We start from the raw sequence: 18,708 nt of genomic DNA, 5'->3' as shown, positions 1-18,708 counted from the left end.
GACGCGCCCTCAGCCGCCCTTGACGGCGCCGGCGGTCAGCCCCGCGACGATCTGCCTTTGCGCGAACATGGTCAGGATCAGCACCGGCAACGTCACCACCAGCGCCGCCGCGGCGAGCGGCCCCCAGCTGACCTGCTCGTAGGACAGCATGTTGTAGACGGCGACCGGGAGTGTGCGCGTCTCACGGCTGGCGAGCACCACGCCGAAGACGAAATTGTTCCACGAGAAGATCACGGACAGGATGAAGGCGACGACGATGCCCGGCTTGGCGATGGGCAGGGCAACCAGCCGGAAAACCTGCCAGGAGCTGGCGCCGTCGATGTTGGCCGCCTCTTCCAGTTCCATCGGCGTGGTCTCGAAATAGCCGATCATCACCCACACCACGATCGGCACCGTCACCACCAGATGGATGATGATCTGCGGCCACAGCGTGCCGAGTATCCCGATCCATTGGAACAGCAGAAACAGCGGGATGAGATAGGATAGCCCAGGCGTCATGCGGGCGATCATGATGACGACCGCCGATCGTTGCGCCTTGAGCCGTGCGATGCCATAGCCGGCCGGTACGCCGATCAGCAGCGCCAGCAAGGTCGCCGTGCCGGTCACCAGAACCGAATTCCAGAGATAGAGCAGGAAATTGTTCTCCTCGAACACCTTTACATAGTTCGACCAGGCGAAGCGTTCGGGGATCAGGATCGGCGGATAGGCACCGTTGTCGATCTCGAATTTCAGCGACAGCGAGATCATCCAGAGGAAGAACAGGATCGCCGGCGAAACGAAAACCAGGGCAGCGAAAAACAGACCGATCTGGTTGAGCAGCCGTGAACTCATCTATTTGCCCTCCGTATCGATCCACTGCGAGCGTTGGCGCAGCATCAGCAGGACAAACGACAGGGCCACGATGACAATGAAGAACACCACGGCCATGGCCGAGCCGTAGCCGATATCGTAGTAGGAGAAGGCGGTGTTGTAGAGATAGATGTTGATGGTCTCCGACGCCGTTCCCGGCCCGCCCTGGGTCATCGCGTAGATGATGTCGAAGCTCTTCAGCGCATCGATGGTGCGGATGATGACCGCGATCATCAGGAACGGCGCGATCATCGGCAGAGTGAGATAGCGGAATTGCTGCCAGGCATTGGCGCCGTCGATCTCGGCGCTTTCGAAGGGCTCGCGCGGCACCGAGGCCAGCCCGCCAAGCACGATCAGCATGACCAGCGGCGTCCACTGCCAGGTCTCGACCCCAACCAGCGACGGGATGACCGTGTTGGCGTTGAATATCCATTCCTGAGCCGGGATGCCGACCAGCGACAGCAGGTAGTTGAGCACGCCAAGCTGAGGATGGAACATCATTGTCCAAACCAGTGCGACGGCAACGGGTGTCGCCATCATCGGCATGACGAAGACGCCGCGTAGCAAGCCGCGCAGCGGAAACCTGGCATCGAAGATCAGGGCGGCCAGAGTGCCCAGCAGCATCGGCGCTGCAACCGAGAGGAAAGTGTAGGTCAACGTATGAACAAGGGATTCCCAGAAACGTGGGTCGCTGGCCAGGCGGAGATAGTTTTCCATCCCGGCAAAGCTCCGCGACTGGCCGAGCGTCCAGCGATTGACGCTCATCCACAGGGTGAAAGCCCAGGGGAAAACGATGACGGCGCCGACGACGACGAGTGCGGGGACAACGAAAGGCCAGTAGTTGGGAGCCAGCCGGATCGTCTGGCTCCCGTCGATAACCGGCATCGTCACCCCGGTCTGTTCTGGGGTGGTGGCCGACATCAGCCCTGCTCGCTCCTGTCGAGAACCGGCTGGAACTGTTCGGTGGCCTTCTTCAGCTCCGCGGCTGGATCGGCGCCGGCAATCATGTTGGTCAACGCCACGCCATAAATGTCGCGGAATTCCGTGACGGGGATGATGACCGGCAGTGCCAGCCGACTGATATTGCCCGAGCCGACCACGGCATCAAGCCAGCTTGCCGGCATGGTGACGCCTTCACGCACCTTGGGATCCTCCAGCACGGATTTGCGGAACGGAACGCCGGCCCCGGCCTGCAACAGCCGTGCACCCATGGTTGGCGATACCGCCCACTGGCAGAACAGATAGGCAGCCTCCTTCTTCTCGCTGGCGGCGGTAACGCCAATCCCGTCGCCGAAGGTGCCCGAGGCATGCGCCTTGGGACCCTTGGGCATCACGCCGTAACCGACCTTGCCGACCACCCTCGATTTTTCCGGATTTTCCATCGGCGGGGCAAAGCCCACGCCGTCGAGCCACATGCCGATCTTGCCCTGCAGGAAGGCCGACTGTGCTTCGGCCCAGTTGAACCCGGTAACGCCCGGAGGGGCGGACTTGGTCATCAATCTTTGATAGAGCGCGGCCGCCTCGATCGCCTCGGGAGCCTCGGTGCGCAGCTTGCCCTTGTCATCTAGCGGCGTCATGTCGTAGCCGAGCATCAGCGACGTCCACACCGGCGTGTTTGCGTTCTTGAGCCCGCGGGCGACGAAGCCGTATGTATTGGTCGAGGGGTCGGTCAGCGCTTCGGCGGCTGCCACCAGTTGCTCGAAGGTCTCTGGGTATTTGAGGCCCTTGGCCTCGAACAGCTCCTTGTTCCAATACAGGATCCAGTAGTCCACCGAGAACGGTAGCGAGCGCAGCACGCCCTGGCCGTCCTTGGCAAACAGCATGCCGGCTTCGGCGAAGTCGCTTTCGACCAGCGCCGGGTCGGTGAGCGACGGATCGGCGAGATAGCCGGCGATGTCGGCCAGCCAGCCACCCTTCTCGAACTGGCGCTTCTGCACGTGGTAGCTCAGATGCACGACGTCGAAGCTCGGCTTGCCCGAGCTCAACTCGATCACCGTCTTCTGGCGCTGCTGCTGCTCGGGCGTTGCCTCGGCATTGACCTTGATGCCGGTCAGTTCCTCGAACTCGGCGAGATATTTCAGGATGGTGTCGCTGCGCGGGCTTTTCACCAGATTGACGTCAAGCGTCGTCCCGGCAAAGCGTTTCCAGTCAACGCCTGCGGCAAAGCCGGGGCGAAGCCCCACAAGGCCGGCAGCGGTTAGCGCCGCGGTTCCGGCAAGGAGTTGCCTCCTGGTTGGGTTGAACAGATTGGACGACATTTCTTCCTCCCGGTTGCTGTCGTTGTGGATGCGCCGCGAACCGCGGCGCGGCTATATTTCCTCAGATCTGGAGCGCCAGCCGGCGCGCATTGTCGATATGCAGACTGATCGCTTCAACCGCTTTTTGCGGATTGCGGCTCTCCATGGCTTCGATGACCGCCAAATGTTCGCGCATCACCGGCACCACACGACCGTCGATGCGGAAACGCTCCTGGTGGATCAGCCGGATTTTCACCGAGTTGACCAGATAGGCCTTGGCGATAATCTCGTTGCCGAGCGCATTGATGAAGGTGTCGTGCATCGCCCAGTCGATGTTCTGGGCCTTGGCTTCCATTTCCGGCGTCGGCGCCTGCCCGAGAGCTTGAGCCAGCATCTCTTCATGTTCGCGCCGCATGCGGGCAAGTTCGGCATCAGAAGCGCTGGTCGTGAATAGCGCCACTGCCTCGCGTTCCATGAACAACCGAAACTGAAACGCCTCGCGGATCAGATTGATATCGATATGCGCGATCTGCATGCCGCGCTGCGGGATGGTGGTCAGCAATCCCTCGGCCTCGAGGCGCGGGACGATCTCACGAATGGCACCCAGCGGCAGCCCGGTGAAAGCGACCAGTTCGCGCTGTGACACGAACTGCCCCGGCCGCAGATCGCGGGCCAGCAAATGCCGCGTGAAGCTGGCATAGGCCTTCTCCCGGAGAGTGATCGGTTCGCTGCCGTCTTCCACTTCAGCTCGCTTCCTTGTCGGTCAGCCCAGCCTTGTCGGTCAGGCCGCCTCTGTCGCAAACAGCCTGTCGTAGGCAGCGGCAAGCTGCCGCTGTCCCTGCGGATCGATCGCCTCTAGGGGCGGGCGGACCGCCAGCCAGCGCTCGTCGCCGGTCTTGCGCGCGACCATGACCTTCACCGCCGGCGTGACCGGGTATTTGAGCAATTCGAGCACGAAGTCTTCGACGCGTGGGTCGTCGCCCCCGTTTTCGACCATTGCCCGGATTTCGCCGGTAACAAAATTAGCCATGCCGGAAATCGCGCCCTGTCCGCCACGGCGCACGCTTCTCGCCAGATGCCGTTCGTCGCCGATGAGGATCACCAGATCGCCGTGCGCCTCAAGCAGCGCCTCACTGTAGCTCCAGTCCCCGCCGGAATCCTTCACCCCGGCCACCACAGCGGGAAAAGCGGCGCGCAGCCGGCCGATCAGCCCAAGCGGGAGCGGCACCATGGTGACTGAGGGGATGTTATAGAGCAGCACGTCGCGCGCCAGCGGACCGAGTGCGGTGAAGACGGCGGAAAACCATCCGAACAGCCCGTCCTCGCCGACATTCTTGAAGTAGCTCGGCGGAGCGAGCAGAATGTTGCGAACGCCGCGCTGCAAAGCGTGCCGGGCCTGATCGGCGGCATCTTCGGCTGCATCGACCAGCACTCCGGCGACGAGCTGATGTGGCGGAATACCGGCCGCCAGCATGGCCTCGGTGACGATCCGTCGCTCGTCGGTGCCGACCGAGGCTCCTTCGCCGGTGGTGCCGAACAGCGTCGCGCTGCTGCAGCCGGCGCCAAGGCAGGCTCGGGCATGCGCGATCATCGGCGCGAGCGCTATCTGCCCCGACGGGTCGAAGGGTGTGGTCAGGGCAACCGAAAGACCAAAGCGGGAAGCCAATGCGATCTCCGTTGAAATCCATGTGGACGTAGCGTTAGCACGCTAACATGTCAGATGTAAACGGGTGATCTTGCCAACTCGGCATCGCCGAACGGCGCTGCCGCGGCAGCGCCATCGCCGATCATTTTCCGCCGCTCGAACATCACATATGCAGCTGTCCCCGAGCCTCTGCGGGATTGGCTGGACGAGGCAGCCTAAGCTCGGTCAAGTGGCGACGAGGTGGCCGTCGCCAACATCTTCGAGCTTGAGTTTCCGGGGCTCGTCACCGATGCGTCGCACAGCGCTTGGAATTTCGCTGTCCAAACGGGCGAACCTGGCGCGGCGCCGGCCTGGATCGGGAACCGGAACGGCTTCGATCAGCCGCTTTGTGTAAGGATGGCGCGGGTTGGAGAAGATCTGGTCGCGGGTGCCCATCTCGACGATCTGCCCCAGATACATTACCGCCACGCGATCGGAGATGTTCTCGACCACCGCCATGTCGTGCGAGATGAAGAGATATGCGACGCCGAATTCGCGCTGCAGCTCCTTCAGCAATCTTAGCACGCGCGCCTGCACCGACACGTCGAGAGCAGAGACGCTCTCGTCGGCAATGATCAGCTTTGGTCGCAGCGCCAGCGCCCGTGCAATGCAGATTCGCTGGCGCTGCCCGCCGGAGAATTCGTGGGGATAGCGCTCCATCTGGTCAGCGGAGAGGCCGACGCGTTCGAACAGGGCGGCGATCTGGGCATGCCGTTGCTCTCTGTCGCCGAGGCCGTGGATCAGCAGAGGCTCGGCGACGAGATCGCCGACCCGCATGCGCGGGTCGAGGGACGCGAAGGGATCCTGAAAGATCATCTGCACATTGCGGCGGACAGCCTTGCGCTCCTTGCGGCTGAGCGCCGACAGGTCGTGGCCGCCGATTGAAATGCTGCCGGTGAAAGGCACTAGTCCGGCGATCGCCTTGGCCGTCGTCGACTTGCCGCAGCCCGATTCGCCGACCAGCGACAGGGTTTCGTGCGGCGCGATCGAGAAACTCACGCCTTCGACCGCGTGCACCCTGCGGTCAACGCGGCCGAAGAAGCCGCCGTGCAGGTCGAAGCGGACGTGAAGATCGCTGACAGATACAAGCTCGGCCGGCATGTTGGCGGCATCTTGTCGGCCTTCGGCCGTCCGTCCGCCGCCGATACGCGGCACGGCGGCCAGAAGCTCGCGTGTATAGTCGGCCTGCGGGCGATTGAAGATGTCAGCCGCCCTGCCCTGCTCGATCATCCGGCCATCGCGCATGATGATGACGCGGTCCGCCATCTCGGCGACGACGCCCATGTCGTGCGTGATCAGGATGACGCTGGTGCCGTGCTCGCGCTGGAGGTCGCGCAGCAGCTCCAGCACCTCGCCCTGAACCGTAACATCGAGGGCGGTCGTCGGCTCATCGGCGATCAGCACGTCCGGGTTCAGGGCCAGAGCCATGGCAATCATCACGCGCTGGCGCATGCCGCCTGACAGTTCGTGCGGATAGTGCTCGAGCCGCCGTTCGGCATCCGGAATTCGGACTGCCTTCAGCGCCTCGAGCGCCCTCAGCCGCGAGTTGGAGCGCGACAGCGAGGTGTGTGCCTCGATCGCCTCCGTGAGCTGCCGCCCAATGGACAGAACCGGATTGAGCGATGTCATCGGTTCCTGAAAGATCATGGCAATACGGTCGCCGCGGATGCGGCGCATGCCGCTCTCGCTGAGAGCCGCGAGATCCTGATTGCCGAGCCGGATGGAGCCTGATCCGATGCGTGCCGCCGGCTGCGGCAGCAAGCCCATGATGGCCAGCGCCGTCATCGACTTGCCGGAACCGGACTCGCCGGCGATGCAAAGCGTTTCGCCGCGCATCAGGCCGAATGTCAGGTCGGAAACGACGTCGCGCTCGCCCTCCTCGCCGCGCACGGCGACGCTCAGACCTGAGACGCTGAGTACCGGTCTGACAGAGCCACTCTCCGCGGCGGCCTGCCCGGATCGTTTGATGTCCTCCACCTTCATTCAAAGACGCAGCGGGGGAAGTAGAACGAAACCACCCAGTTGGGCATGTCGACGATCTCGCTGATGCGCAGGTCACCGCAAACCGAGACGAGCATATAGGCATCTACCGGATCCATGCCGTAGCGGCCGGAGAGCAGGTCGATCATCTGGGAAACGGCGCTCCTGGCGCCGTCCATCAGATCCGGCCCGATACCGGTTGTCACCTCGTAGCCCTTGGCGTCGAGATGCCGCGACACCGGACCGGGCGTTGTGAAACGCGGCGTCCGCAGCCGTGCATCCTTGACCAGATCGAGCGTCAGCACGGCGTTCATGGGGCTCTCGATCGCCGTGCCGCAGACCTCGCCATCGCCTTGCGCGGCGTGCGTGTCGCCGACCGAGAACAACGCGCCCGCGACCTCCACAGGGAGGTAGAGAACCGTGCCGGCGGCGAGATCACGGATGTCCAGATTGCCGCCCACGCGCCGCGGCGGGACCACCGAATGCAGACCCGGCTCAGCCGGGGCATTGCCGATGGTGCCGGCGAAGGGCTTGAGCGGCACCCGGCCGCTCTTGCCGAACAGCGCCGGTTCGAGCGAGGCGGCGTCGTACTTCCAGATATTCAGTGCCGGTTGAGAGAAGTCATCCGCCAACAGACCGAATCCCGGGATGTTCGCCGTCCAGCCGAAGCCTGACGGCTTGAACGCCTCGATGGTGATTTTCAGGGCATCGCCCGGTTCTGCCCCGTCGACATAGATTGGCCCAGTGACCGGGTTCACCTTGGCAAAGTCGAGCAAAGCAACGTCGTCGACGGTGCTCTCCATCGTCAGCTGCCCGCCGGACGAGTCCAGGCACTGGAACTCGATCGTCGACCCTGGCGCCACCCGTTCGGTCGGGACAAAGGAATTGTCCCAGCCGAAATGATGGTGGCGCCCGTGGATGGTGTAGTCGCAGTTATTGCACATCGGTCACATACACATTGTCGTAGTTGATCGGGATGTGGACCGGGTCGACATAGAGGTTGTCGGCGCCACCCATGCGGGTTGATTTCATGGTGAACCGCTGCTCGTTGAAGACCGGTGCCCAGGGCGCGTCTTCCATGATCTTGCCGTAGATCTCGCTCCACATCTTGGCGCGGTCGCCAGCCTTGGCCGGGTCGACGATGGAGTCGGCTTCGGCCGCCTTGGCGTCGAGCTCCTTGTTGCAATACCACGACCAGTTCCAGCCGCCCGGGACGGCACCAGCGCAGCCGAGGATCGGGCCGTAGAAGTTCGACGGATCGGGGAAGTCGGCGATCCAGGCCATGCCGCCGGACCAGATCATCGGCGCACCGGCCTTGTCGCCGCCGGCGGCGATGACGTTGGCCTGCGCGAGCGATTGGATGCCGGCCTTGATGCCGACCGCCGCCAGATCCTGCTGAATGGCCTGCGCGATGCGCGGGTTGGGATCGGTGTTCATGGCAAACAGCTGCGTGTCAAATCCGTCGGGATGCCCGGCCTCGGCAAGCAAGGCCTTGGCCTTGGCCACGTCATAGGGATAGCCCTTGAATGCCTTGTCATAGCCGGGCATCGACGGCGGCAACGGCTGATTGGCCGGCACCGCACGGTTGTTGATCAGCTGGACGATGCGGTCCTTGTTGATCGCCATGTTGACCGCCTGCCGCACCTTCACGTTGTCGAAGGGCGCCATGGTGGTATTCATGGTGATATAGCCGGTGTGCAACTGGCCGCCCTCGACGACACGGGCCTTCTGCTCGGGATCGGCCATCACCTCCTGGAATTTCGCCGGCGGAATGCCGTCGCCGGGAACGTCGATCTCGCCTTTCTGGAGCCGCAGCAGCGCCACGATCGGCTCCTGGCCGATCTCAAAGGTGATCTTGTCGAGATGCGGCAGACCCTTGTGCCAGTAATCCGGGTTGCGCTCGAAGACCACGCGCTGGCCGAGCGTCCATTCGGCGAGCTTGAAGGCGCCGGTTCCGACCGGATGTTTGCCGAAGTCCGCACCGTATTTTTCGACTTCTTCCTTCGGCACGACATGCGAGAAGTTGATCGCCATGACATGCAGGAAGGTGGCGTCGGGCCGGGTCAGCTCGAACTTGATCGTGTAGGGATCGACGACGGTTATGCCCGCCAGGCTTTCCGCCTTGCCGGCAGCGACGTCGTCATAGCCTTTGATCGAGCCGAAGAAGCCGGCGCCCGGGCTCTGTGTCTTTGGATTGGTGACCCGATCGAGCGAATATTTCACGTCGTCGGCGGTCATCTCGCGGCCATTGTGGAACTTCACTCCGTGGCGCAGCTTGAAGGTGAAGGTCTTGCCGTCGGGCGCAATCTCGTAGCTCTCGGCAAGGTCGGGCCGCAGGTTGGTGGTGCCCGGCTCGTAGTCCATCAGCCCGTCGAACAGGCTCTTGATCATCGACCAGTTCTGCCAGTCATAGCCGATGGCCGGATCGAGCGTGGCGACGTCGTCCTTGTAGGTGATGGTGATCGCGCCGCCCTGCTTGGCATTCGGATCGACGGCGTCTTCGGCGCGTACGCTTGTCATGCCAAGCACCAGCGCAAGCGCCGATGCCGCCACGGTCGATATCAGATATTTTCTCATGTCATGTTCCCTTTCTCTGGTTTTCTTGGTTTTCATCTGAGCTTGATGCGTGGATCGATGAACGGTGCGACAGTGTCGGCCAGGAGATTGCCGAGCACGATGGCAAAGGCCGAAACCAGGGTGACCCCCATGATGATCGGAATATCGATGCGCTGAATGGCCTGCCAGGCTAGCTGGCCGATGCCTGGCCAGCCGAACACGCTTTCGACAACCACGATGCCGCCCATGAAGATGCCGATGTCGATGCCGATCATGGCGATGACCGGCAGGATGGCGTTGGGCAGCGCGTGCCGGAAGATAATGGCGCTGCGTGTAAGACCCTTGGCACGCGCGGTACGCACGTAATCCTGGCGCAGCACGTCGATCATCGACGAGCGCATCATGCGGGCGTACCAGCCGGCACCGAGAATTCCCATGGTCAGCGATGGCAGCACCAGATGACGCCAGGTGCCGTAACCGCCGATCGGGAACCAGCCGAGCCGCACCGCGAACACATAAAGCAGCAGCAGGCCGACGACGAATTGCGGCGCCGAGACGCCGACGAAGGAGGCGACCATCAGCGACTGGTCAGTGGCGGTGCCACGCTTGACGGCGGCGATGAGGCCCATCGTCAGCCCGATCACGACTTCGCAGGCAATTGCGCCGAGCATCAGCAGCAGGCTTGCCGGCAGCCGCGAGACGATAAGCTCCGTGACCTCCGAGCGCTGGATGTAGGAGCGCCCCAGATCGCCGCTGAGCAGACTGATCAGATAGTGCCAGTACTGGACGACGAAGGGCTGATCGAGGCCGAGCTGCCGGCGGATGTTTTCGACCGTCTCGGGCGTGGCGCTGCGGCCGGCGATCTGGCGGACGGGATCGGCGGGCAGCAGATAGAGCAACGCAAAGGTGATCAGGGAGACGCCGAGCAAGATGAGCACGGACTGGACAACGCGGCGGCCGAGATAGGCGATCATGCCCGCCCCCTTTGCGTCGGATCGAGGATGTCGCGCAGCGCATCGCCGACCAGGTTAAAGGCTAGCGCCAGCGCCAGGATCGCCGCACCCGGAAAGAAAACCAGCCAGGGCGCTGCCTGAAAATAGGTTTGGTTTTCGAAGATGATGTTGCCCCAGGAAGCAGTCGGCGGTTGCACGCCGATGCCGAGATAGCTGAGCGTCGCTTCAAGAAGCACCGTCGTCGAGATGCCGAGCGTGCCCCAGACGATGATCGTCGGCAAAAGGTGCGGCAGGATATGACGAAACAGGATGCGCGGGGCGCTTGCGCCGATGGTGCGCTCGGCATCGATGAACTCGCGCTCGGAGAGCGAACTTGTCTCGGTGTAGATGACGCGGGCGGTCTGCACCCAGTTCACCAATGCGATCACCATGGCGACGATCCATAGGCTCGGCTGGAGCACCGCCGCCAGGCAGATGGCGAGCAGCAGCGCCGGGAAAGCCATCATCAAATCGGTGAAACGCATAAGCGCGCTGCCGATCCAGCCGCGGAAATAGCCGGCCGTGATGCCGACCAACGTGCCGATCAGAAGCGCCACGCCATTGGCGACGATGCCGATGATCAGCGACGTGCGCGCGCCGAAAAGGAGACGGGTCAGCAGGTCGCGGCCAAGCAGGTCGGTGCCCAGCCAGAATTGGGCCCCCGGCGGCAGTGGTGCGCCTTCAAGCGTGAGCCCGTCGAACATCTGCTCGTTTGGATCGTAGCCTGTCAGCCACGGTGCAAGAATGGCGCCGGCCAAGACAACGGCAATAATCCCGAGGCCGAGTAAAGCGAGAGGCCGTTTTAGCAGACGTCGCCAGACGCCGGCGCGAGGCTTGGCTGGCATACGCCCGGCGGCCGAAAGCTCAGGCGCGATCGGATTGGTCATCGTCGCCTTCTTCTTGTGTCATCGCCACGATCCTGCGCGCGGCTTCCTCGACACTGATTTGCCAGCTCATCGCCAGCGAGCGGAGCTGCGCATAGGCACGGCCGTCCTCGGCGCCCTTCGACAAGACCTCCACCGCGCGTACGATGGTCTGGCGCTCCGCGACCCGCTGACGAAGCGAGGCAATCTCGCTGGCCAGAAGCTTGCGCGCCTCGAAACTCTGCCTTGCGATCAAAAGCGCGCTATAGACGCCGGCATTGCCGACCGGTTTCAGCAACTGCGCATCGGCCTTGTGCGACAATGCCCATTCGACGCGCCCCGGCGCCTCGGAGCCGATCAGTGCTATTAGCGGCATCGGTGCCTCGCCCGGCTTCCACGGAAATTGTTCGTCAAAGCCGAGATCGACGTCGAAGAAGACGAAGTCCGCCGCCAAGGCTTCGGCCGGCAGTTCCGGCCAAAAGCCAATCGCCTCAAGGCCGATGGCCGACAATTGCCTTGTGATCGCCTGCACGGTCGGATGTGGACGATGCAGGACAAAAGCCCTAGCGCCTCCAAGGTTCGGGATACGCGCCATCTTGCTCACGACACCACCCGCAGGCGTGGCCGCCCGAACGTCTCCGTCCGGTCATAGCGGGAAAGGTAGGGATCGGGTGCCACGCCCTTCGTCAGCGTGACCGTTTTGAACGATGTTCCATCGATACGTCCGATTAGCACCGGCAAGGTAGCATGCTGGGTTTGCGGGTCGATGGCGATGTCGCCCAGTGGCGTTCGAAATGACGTTTCGGTAAAGACCTTGGGAAGGTCCGTCCATTGTGCACCGGGGTTGCGGGTGAGGATCTCGGCGAGCATGCGCACCGAGGCATAAGCCGCCGCCTCGAACGATGAGGCCGGCATGACGGAAGGCACTGGAGCCGCACGGCGATCCGCCCCCGAGATGTCGTGAAAATAGGGCCCAACGGAAAGGTGGCCATCGCCTGCCCCGTTGAGCGCCGGCAATTCGCATTCCGTGAGATTGCAGGACAGGATCGGGCAACGCTCCGGCCTGAAATGCGGGTCGCGCCGGCCAAGCTCCGCATACGCAGCGATGAAGGCATAAGAAGAAGGGCCGATGAGATTATTCAGAATGAAATCAGGTCTCGTCGCCTGTATCTCCGCGATCAGCCGCGCAACATCGACCTCGCCGAGCGGCAGATAGCGTTCGCCCAGCACCTTGCCGCCAGCGTCCGCAATCAGGTCGCGCGCCACGCGGTTGGTCTCCCAACCCCAGATGTAGTTGGAACCGAGCAGGAAGCCGTCGGCGGCGAAACGAGGCACGACATAGGCAAGCAGCGGTACGAGATGCTGATTGGGGCAGGCGTGTGTGTAGACGACATGCTCGTTGGCTTCGAAGCCCTCGTACGGGCAGGCGTACCACAGCGTGCCGCCTGCCCTCTCCAGGATTGGAATGACCTCCTTGCGGCTCCACGAGGTGACGCAGCCAATGATGTGACGCGCGCCGCTGTTGGCGAGAATGTCCGCGCAGCCGCTTGCATAGCGATCGATGTTGCCCTGCGGGTCGCGCTCGATCGGGATGAATTCGAATGGGATAGCGGGATCGGCGTTGACGTCGGCCATGGCGTTCATCGCACCCGCACGGCAGGATTCGGACACCAGCTGGTAGTTGCCGGACCGCGAATAGAGAATGCCGATCTCGATATGCCGTTTCAAGCAATGCCTCAAAATGACAATGCCCCGCAGCCACCGCCGCCAGGCGAGAGCATACGAGGCATTCTTGCCGCCCGGCGGTCAGAGCCGGTATTTGTCCTCACCGTATTACGCCCGCGCTCCCAGTCAAGAGCCGCCACGCGAAACTTTGGCCAGCCGAAACGGTTCGGCGCGGAGCACGCAACTCATGCCGCTGGTCGTGTAGAGTCCGCCAGGAACCAAAATTGCTGATGTCCAGGATGGGGCCGGACAAACCCGGTTCGCTACCATTCAAAGCAACGACTTTAATATCGGTTTACCTGAATCTGCTAGCAGCAATGACGCCGGTTTTTCGTCGGTCAAGCAAAGGGTTCCACCTTGCCGCAGCAATTCAGCACTCCGTTCTGTCACCGGGGCGATCGCAACTGGCCGAGGTTGCACGGCTTCATGGGCGTCGAGTTGGAACGCGCGCCCGATGTTCTCGTGCCTCGCGTCGCCTTGGCCCGAAAGCTCGGTGGATGGGACTTTGGTGGCGGGAGCCGGGCTTGAGCGTCATTCGCGCCTTGCAAGGCGCCGACCTCCCGGCAGTTGCGAACATGTTTCAGCGCGTGCTGTTGAAGGAGAGGACCGAAGCGCCGGCCTCTCTCGTGGAATACATGAAACGGTTTTATCTGGATGCGCCCGGTTGCGCAGACAACCTCCGGTCGCTTGTCCATGTCAACGACGCCGGTCGCGTCTCCGGATTTGTCGGCGTCCACGTCCTGCCGATGACGTTCAACGGCCGACAACTACGCGCGGCCATCTGTAGCTCGCTCATGGTCGAGGACCATGAGCACGACCCGCTGGCCGGCGCCCGCTTGCTGAAAGCTTACCTGGATGGTCCGCAGGACATCTCCTTCAGCGAGACGGCCAACGATATTTCCGTGAAATTGTGGACCCGGCTGCGCGGCGTGGTCCTGCCGCAATACAGCCTTGACTGGGTCCGCGTGATGCGCCCCGCGGCCTTCATGCTCAGCCTTTCCGCCAATCGCATGGCGCTTGCGCGAATGCTCAATCCGCTGGCGCGTACAGTCGACCGATTTTACTGCAGAAGGATGACGTCCAGCGAACGACGCTGGTCGGGTGTGGCGGTGGACGGGGCAGGCCACGGAGCATTTCGTACATCCGAAATCGACAGCCACGCATTTGCCAGGCTCATCGAACCGTTTACCGCTCAATTCGCCCTGCGCCCGGAATGGACGGAAGACCAACTCGACCACATCCTGACCGATGCGGCACAAAAACCGGATCTGGGCGAGCTTGTCTACGTTTGTGTGACGTCGCCAGTCGGCACCAATGTCGGCGCTTTCGCCTATTACGCACGAAAGTATGAAATTGGTCGCGTGCTGCAAATCTTCGCCCTCCCCGGCCAGGCGGGCCCGGTGATTGACTGCCTGATCGATCACGCCGCCACGCGCGGCGTCAGCGGCCTGCGCGGACGCATTCAACCTGCACTTCTGGAGGCGATGCTTGGACGACGCATTGCTTTCCTGACCGTTGCCTCAACGGTGGTACATTCACGTGATCCAGAGCTTTTGGACGCGATGAAGAACTCGCAAGTCTTTCTGAACGGGCTTGCGGGCGAGCAGTGGAGCCGGCTGATCGGTAGCCGCTTCAGCTGAGGCGGGATGCGTTCAAGTTCAATCCCGCTCTATCTATTTGTTTTAGCCGCGTTCCACTTGGCTGCAAAATGCTTGGGTCAAAACCCAATCACTCTGAACGACCGAGTTCGACCCTTTGCCGTCATCCAGTTGGGAGCGTCGCATGACGCGATCTGACCCTTGTCCGACATTCGGGCTCTCATGCAGCAGGTACACAGACCCGAAAAGCTGTCTTTCAAGGGCGGCGGCAATGGCATCAACCTGCGACCTGCTGTAAGCTTGGAAAGCGGGTAACAATCCGCGAAGGATTGAGGGATGGAACGTCATCTCGCAGCCGTCCTGATTGCCGATGTCGTCGGCTATGGCCGCTTGAGCCAGATCGACGACGAGGGTACGCGTGCGCTTTTCCGAACCGACCTGAACGAAGTATTCGAGCCAAGGATCGCTGCGCACCATGGTCGCCTGGTGAAAACCATGGGAGATGGGATGCTGGTCGAGTTCCACAGTGTGGTCGACGCCCTACGCTGCGCGGTCGAAATCCAGCAACGGAAGGCGGAGGTGAACGTTCTCACGCAGCCAGAACGGCGGCTTGATTTCCGCATCGGCATCAATCTGGGCGATGTTATGGTTGAGGGTGACGACATCCACGGCGATGCGGTGAACATCGCCGATCGGCTGCAAGGGCTGGCGGAACCTGGAGGAATCGCGATTTCCGCCACCGCCTGCGACCATGTGAGGGGAAAGGTGCCGATCGGCTTTGCCTCACTCGGCGTGCAGAAAATGAAAAGTATCGCCGAACCTGTTCGCGTGTACCGTGTCTTGATCGACCCCGCTACTGCGGGCAAGATCGTCGGTGCCAAACCAGGCCTTTCTGCCGGCGACAACAGTAAGCCGCCGGTAATTGCGGTTTTGCCGTTCGAAAACCTGAGCGCCGACGACGGCTGGAGGCGGCTGGCAGACGGCCTGTCGGCCGACATGGTCGGCGACCTAGCGCGCTATCCCGACCTTGCGGTCATTTCGCGCCAGACCATGCAGTCCTATCGGGGACGGGCGAGCGACACACGCTCGGTTGGACGGGAACTGAACGCCGATTACCTGCTGGAAGGCACCCTCCAGGCGATCGGACAGCGTGTCCGCGTCGCGGTGCAGCTGGTCCACACCCGGACCGGAGCCAACCTTTGGTCGGCGCGGTTCGACGAGTCGACCGATGATTTTTTTCTCATGCAGGACAGCATCACACAGAACGTCATCAATGCCCTGGCAGGCACTTTCGGCAAGCTCGCCAATCTCGGGCGTGAGGTGGCTCGGCGGAAGCCTCCCTCGAGCCTGGGTGCTTACGACTGCTATCTACTCGGGGTGGAACTGCACGACAGATTCACGACCGATGCGAGGGCAGAAGCCATACGCATGCTGTCCCGCGCCGTGGAACTCGACCCCGGCTTCGCGCGGGCCTGGATGACGTTGGGATTGGCACATGCGGTCGATGCCTTCAATGCCTTCACGCCAGATTCAGCCGCTTCGGTCGAGCGCTGGCGAGAATGCGTGGAAAAGGCTCTGGCGCTCGACCCTACCGATCCGATGACGCGCCTTTACATGGGCGCTCTCCGCGCCATTGGCGGCGATATCAGCGGGGCCGCAGAGGAATACGACCGGGCGCTGGCCCTGGCACCCAATGACGCCGATGTGCTGTCGATGCTTGCCTCAAGCCGAGCTCTCGTGTGTGGAAATCCGGAAGAAGGCTGTGCTCTTGCCGAACGGGCGCTTCGCCTCAATCCGCAGGCTCCGAGTTGGTACTACGCGCAGCTCGCCCGGGCGCGGTTCGTCGCCGGTCGCTATGCCGACAGTCTGTCGTCGCTGCGCCAAAGTCCGCCGGATATTCCCGTCACTCTGATGTTCCGTGCCCTGTGTCACGCGCTGCTCGAAGAGCCGGCGCAGGCGCAGTCGATCGCCAGGCGGATTGCCGTCGAGTTTCCAAGGTTCACCGTCGAGAACTTCATCCGAACCTATCCCGTCACCAATCCTCTGGCCCTCGCTGCGATTAAGGAAGGGGCTCGTCGCGCAGGTATAGCGTAGAGCCGAAAACGGTGCCGAGCTGAGGAGGGGGACGCGCTTCCTGGATATGCCACTTGGTAAGCCGGGCCCCGCTTCCGGCACAGGCTGAAGGTCTGCTTCGTAGCGCTAACTCGGCGCTGGCGTGACCCCTGCTAAGCTTCCGCTCCTGGCGCGTCCCTGGTTCAAACACCTGAGCCGCAGAACGCCAGAAACGAGCGTCGAAAGGCTGGCTGGGGTGGTGGAGAGCGGAAATTCCGATCCGTCCCTTCAACGGGAAAACGCGCCACACAAGCGGAGGTTTGCGCGCACTGCAATGAACGCTGGATGTCAACCAAGGCCAGCTTCAAGCCGAATAGACTTGGAAGCAAGACGCCAGTAAAGTTTGACCAATGGGTGCAAGGAAGGCGCCCTTGCATATGGCCAACGAATCCATCCGACGCCGGCTTGCTGCCATTTTGGCCGCTGACGTGGTCGGCTACAGCCGGCTCATGGAGCGCGACGAAACGGCTACGCACACGCAGCTCATGGCGCGGTGGAAGGATGTGCTGGAGCCGCTTGTCAAACGCCATCAGGGCCGTGTCTTCAAGCGGACCGGCGACGGCGTGTTCGTCGAGTTCGGCAGCGCCGTCAACGCCGTCGAATGCGCCACCGCCCTTCAGCAGGCCATGGCCGCCGCCAACGAAAACGTGCCGCCGGACCGCGTCATCGTGCTTCGCGTCGGCGTCAACCTCGGCGACGTGATGGTCGACGACAGCGATCTCTACGGCGACGGGGTCAATGTGGCCGCCCGCCTCGAGACGCTCGCCGATCTTGGGGGCGTGGCGATTTCGGATGGCGTTCGCGAACATCTGCACGGCCGCATCGGGGTCGATTTCGTCGACAGCGGCCATCACGAGGTCAAGAACATCGAGCGCCCGGTGCATATCTGGACCTGGTCGCCGAACCGCGCGGACGGTGCCGTCAAGGCTGCCGTCGAAGCCCAGCCGCGGCTTCCGGCAAAGCCGTCGATAGCCGTCCTGCCCTTCGACAACATGTCCGGCGACCCGGAGCAGGGCTATTTCGCCGACGGCATCACGGAGGACATCATCACCGATCTCTCAAAGGTCTCGGGCCTTTTCGTGATCGCCCGGAATTCCTCTTTCGCCTACAAGGGCAAGGCGCCGGATATCCGCAAGGTGACTCGGGGGCGGGGATCAGGTGTGCCCGGTGCACGGATCGTGGAAAATCATATGCGCGTCGGCGGCGTCGGGTCTACCAACCGGCAGCCCTAGAGAAATACATTGCCCCATTTCGCCGCCTGTTTCCTCTTAGGACCCCTGCCCATCCAATTGCCGGGCGCGTAGGTAACGCGGCTACTTCACCACTCCGAAATCACATGACACGCAGCCGCCGTCTGCACCCGGACCATTGCGCAGCCAGGTCAAACTTAGGTCCCCATGATCGAGCGAGGCTGAGGGGCGCACCTCAATTCGGGCCGCGGGTCAGTCGCTCGATCCGTCCAACACGGAAGCAAGCGAACCTCAAATGCAGTCTGTCTCACAACACTGCGCTGGCTATAGCCAAGTTCATTTCATCAGTCTCGTTGCAGAATTCGTTGTCAATAAGGCACTTGCGCCAGCAAGATAAATTGAGCCATTGCCGTTCATCTCGATCCGGTTGACCACAAAGATGCGAGGCTTACTGTCGGTCGACAATGCACCGCCACCTGTAAGAAAAAGCTTTTGTGACGGCAGATAGACTATACCGCCTAGATCTGTATCGCCACCGCCAATGAGCGTGGAGGTTCTCTCCACGCCTTGGGGTTTTTGAGCTAGCGCGATCCCCATCCACGGGCCGCTGGTCGGCGCCGTCAGGCGTAGCTTGGCGCCGGCCTGCATTGTGGTGGTGGCCTGATCGTCGAGTAGAACGATGGTGGTACCGTCAGCTGCATCGAGAACCGCGCCGGAGGAGAGCGAAAGCCCTCCCGTCCTGATAACATACGTTCCCGCGGCAAGATTGACCACCGCTCCGACCGATAGAGTGAGCCCTCCACAAAAAGTGCCGGGAACGAGATTTGCGGTGGCGTTTTTGATCACCAGGTTATTGTAGGTGCAGACATTGTCTGTTGGCCAGACCAGTCGGGAGATAATGGGATCTGCCAGCTCTTTCTGA

Annotated in this window: 15 protein-coding genes and 1 pseudogene; 3 read left to right on the top strand and 13 right to left on the bottom strand. The window is 62.4% G+C overall.

Annotation, left to right across the window (positions count from 1 at the left end; genetic code table 11):
- Positions 1 to 9: 9 nt before the first annotated feature.
- The 12 genes from NKI25_RS14560 to NKI25_RS14505 form a co-directional block, all read right to left on the bottom strand.
- On the bottom strand, positions 10 to 831 hold the full coding sequence (locus tag NKI25_RS14560) for a carbohydrate ABC transporter permease (RefSeq protein ID WP_352998639.1): 822 nt from the start codon (positions 829 to 831) through the stop codon (positions 10 to 12).
- Complete coding sequence (locus tag NKI25_RS14555) at positions 832 to 1,734, bottom strand: carbohydrate ABC transporter permease (protein ID WP_352592669.1); 903 nt, start codon at positions 1,732 to 1,734, stop codon at positions 832 to 834.
- 35 nt (positions 1,735 to 1,769) lie between these two features.
- Positions 1,770 to 3,107 carry an extracellular solute-binding protein gene (locus NKI25_RS14550; protein WP_023674177.1) on the bottom strand — a complete coding sequence of 446 codons (1,338 nt, stop codon included), beginning with the start codon at positions 3,105 to 3,107 and terminating at the stop codon, positions 1,770 to 1,772.
- 61 nt (positions 3,108 to 3,168) lie between these two features.
- The gene (locus NKI25_RS14545) at positions 3,169 to 3,828 is read right to left on the bottom strand and encodes a GntR family transcriptional regulator (RefSeq protein WP_023674176.1); all 660 of its coding nucleotides are present in this window, start codon (positions 3,826 to 3,828) and stop codon (positions 3,169 to 3,171) included.
- A 39-nt stretch (positions 3,829 to 3,867) separates the two neighbouring features.
- Positions 3,868 to 4,752, bottom strand: coding sequence for a dihydrodipicolinate synthase family protein (locus NKI25_RS14540; RefSeq protein WP_352592460.1), 885 nt, complete (start codon positions 4,750 to 4,752; stop codon positions 3,868 to 3,870).
- Between the two features lie 204 nt (positions 4,753 to 4,956).
- Positions 4,957 to 6,753 carry an ABC transporter ATP-binding protein gene (locus tag NKI25_RS14535; RefSeq protein WP_352592458.1) on the bottom strand — a complete coding sequence of 599 codons (1,797 nt, stop codon included), beginning with the start codon at positions 6,751 to 6,753 and terminating at the stop codon, positions 4,957 to 4,959.
- Entirely contained in the window at positions 6,750 to 7,694 is a 945-nt protein-coding gene (locus NKI25_RS14530; protein WP_352592455.1) for an acetamidase/formamidase family protein, read from the bottom strand. The genes NKI25_RS14535 and NKI25_RS14530 overlap by 4 nt, the downstream gene beginning before the upstream one ends.
- Positions 7,684 to 9,327: an ABC transporter substrate-binding protein gene (locus tag NKI25_RS14525; RefSeq protein ID WP_352622875.1), complete on the bottom strand. Its 1,644-nt coding sequence runs from the start codon at positions 9,325 to 9,327 to the stop codon at positions 7,684 to 7,686. The genes NKI25_RS14530 and NKI25_RS14525 overlap by 11 nt, the downstream gene beginning before the upstream one ends.
- A 32-nt stretch (positions 9,328 to 9,359) precedes the next feature.
- Positions 9,360 to 10,280 (bottom strand): ABC transporter permease, encoded by a 921-nt coding sequence (locus tag NKI25_RS14520; protein WP_352592449.1) that lies wholly within the window; start codon positions 10,278 to 10,280, stop codon positions 9,360 to 9,362.
- Positions 10,277 to 11,143 carry an ABC transporter permease gene (locus tag NKI25_RS14515; RefSeq protein WP_198023515.1) on the bottom strand — a complete coding sequence of 289 codons (867 nt, stop codon included), beginning with the start codon at positions 11,141 to 11,143 and terminating at the stop codon, positions 10,277 to 10,279. The genes NKI25_RS14520 and NKI25_RS14515 overlap by 4 nt, the downstream gene beginning before the upstream one ends.
- 19 nt (positions 11,144 to 11,162) lie before the next feature.
- Positions 11,163 to 11,765: an ANTAR domain-containing response regulator gene (locus NKI25_RS14510; protein ID WP_352455770.1), complete on the bottom strand. Its 603-nt coding sequence runs from the start codon at positions 11,763 to 11,765 to the stop codon at positions 11,163 to 11,165.
- Positions 11,762 to 12,889, bottom strand: coding sequence for a transporter substrate-binding protein (locus tag NKI25_RS14505; protein ID WP_352592444.1), 1,128 nt, complete (start codon positions 12,887 to 12,889; stop codon positions 11,762 to 11,764). Before NKI25_RS14505 ends, NKI25_RS14510 begins: the two co-directional genes overlap by 4 nt.
- Positions 12,890 to 13,410: 521 nt before the next feature.
- On the opposite strand from NKI25_RS14505, the gene NKI25_RS14500 reads away from it, so the two are divergent.
- The 3 genes and pseudogenes from NKI25_RS14500 to NKI25_RS14490 all read left to right on the top strand — a co-directional run.
- Positions 13,411 to 14,526, top strand: coding sequence for a hypothetical protein (locus NKI25_RS14500; protein WP_352592441.1), 1,116 nt, complete (start codon positions 13,411 to 13,413; stop codon positions 14,524 to 14,526).
- A gap of 294 nt (positions 14,527 to 14,820) precedes the next feature.
- Entirely contained in the window at positions 14,821 to 16,578 is a 1,758-nt protein-coding gene (locus NKI25_RS14495) for an adenylate/guanylate cyclase domain-containing protein (protein WP_352998638.1), read from the top strand.
- Positions 16,579 to 16,973: 395 nt separating this feature from the next.
- Positions 16,974 to 17,750, top strand: a pseudogene (locus tag NKI25_RS14490) (adenylate/guanylate cyclase domain-containing protein); the annotation flags it as partial.
- Between the two features lie 372 nt (positions 17,751 to 18,122).
- On the opposite strand, the gene NKI25_RS14485 reads toward NKI25_RS14490, so the two are convergent.
- The coding region (locus NKI25_RS14485; protein WP_352998637.1) for a hypothetical protein at positions 18,123 to 18,708 on the bottom strand (586 nt) is incomplete at its 5' end.

The organism is Mesorhizobium sp. M0808 (assembly GCF_040320025.1).
Lineage (GTDB): Bacteria > Pseudomonadota > Alphaproteobacteria > Rhizobiales > Rhizobiaceae > Mesorhizobium.
Note: the sequence above shows the minus strand (reverse complement) of the source record. Positions and strands in the feature narration are given on the sequence as shown.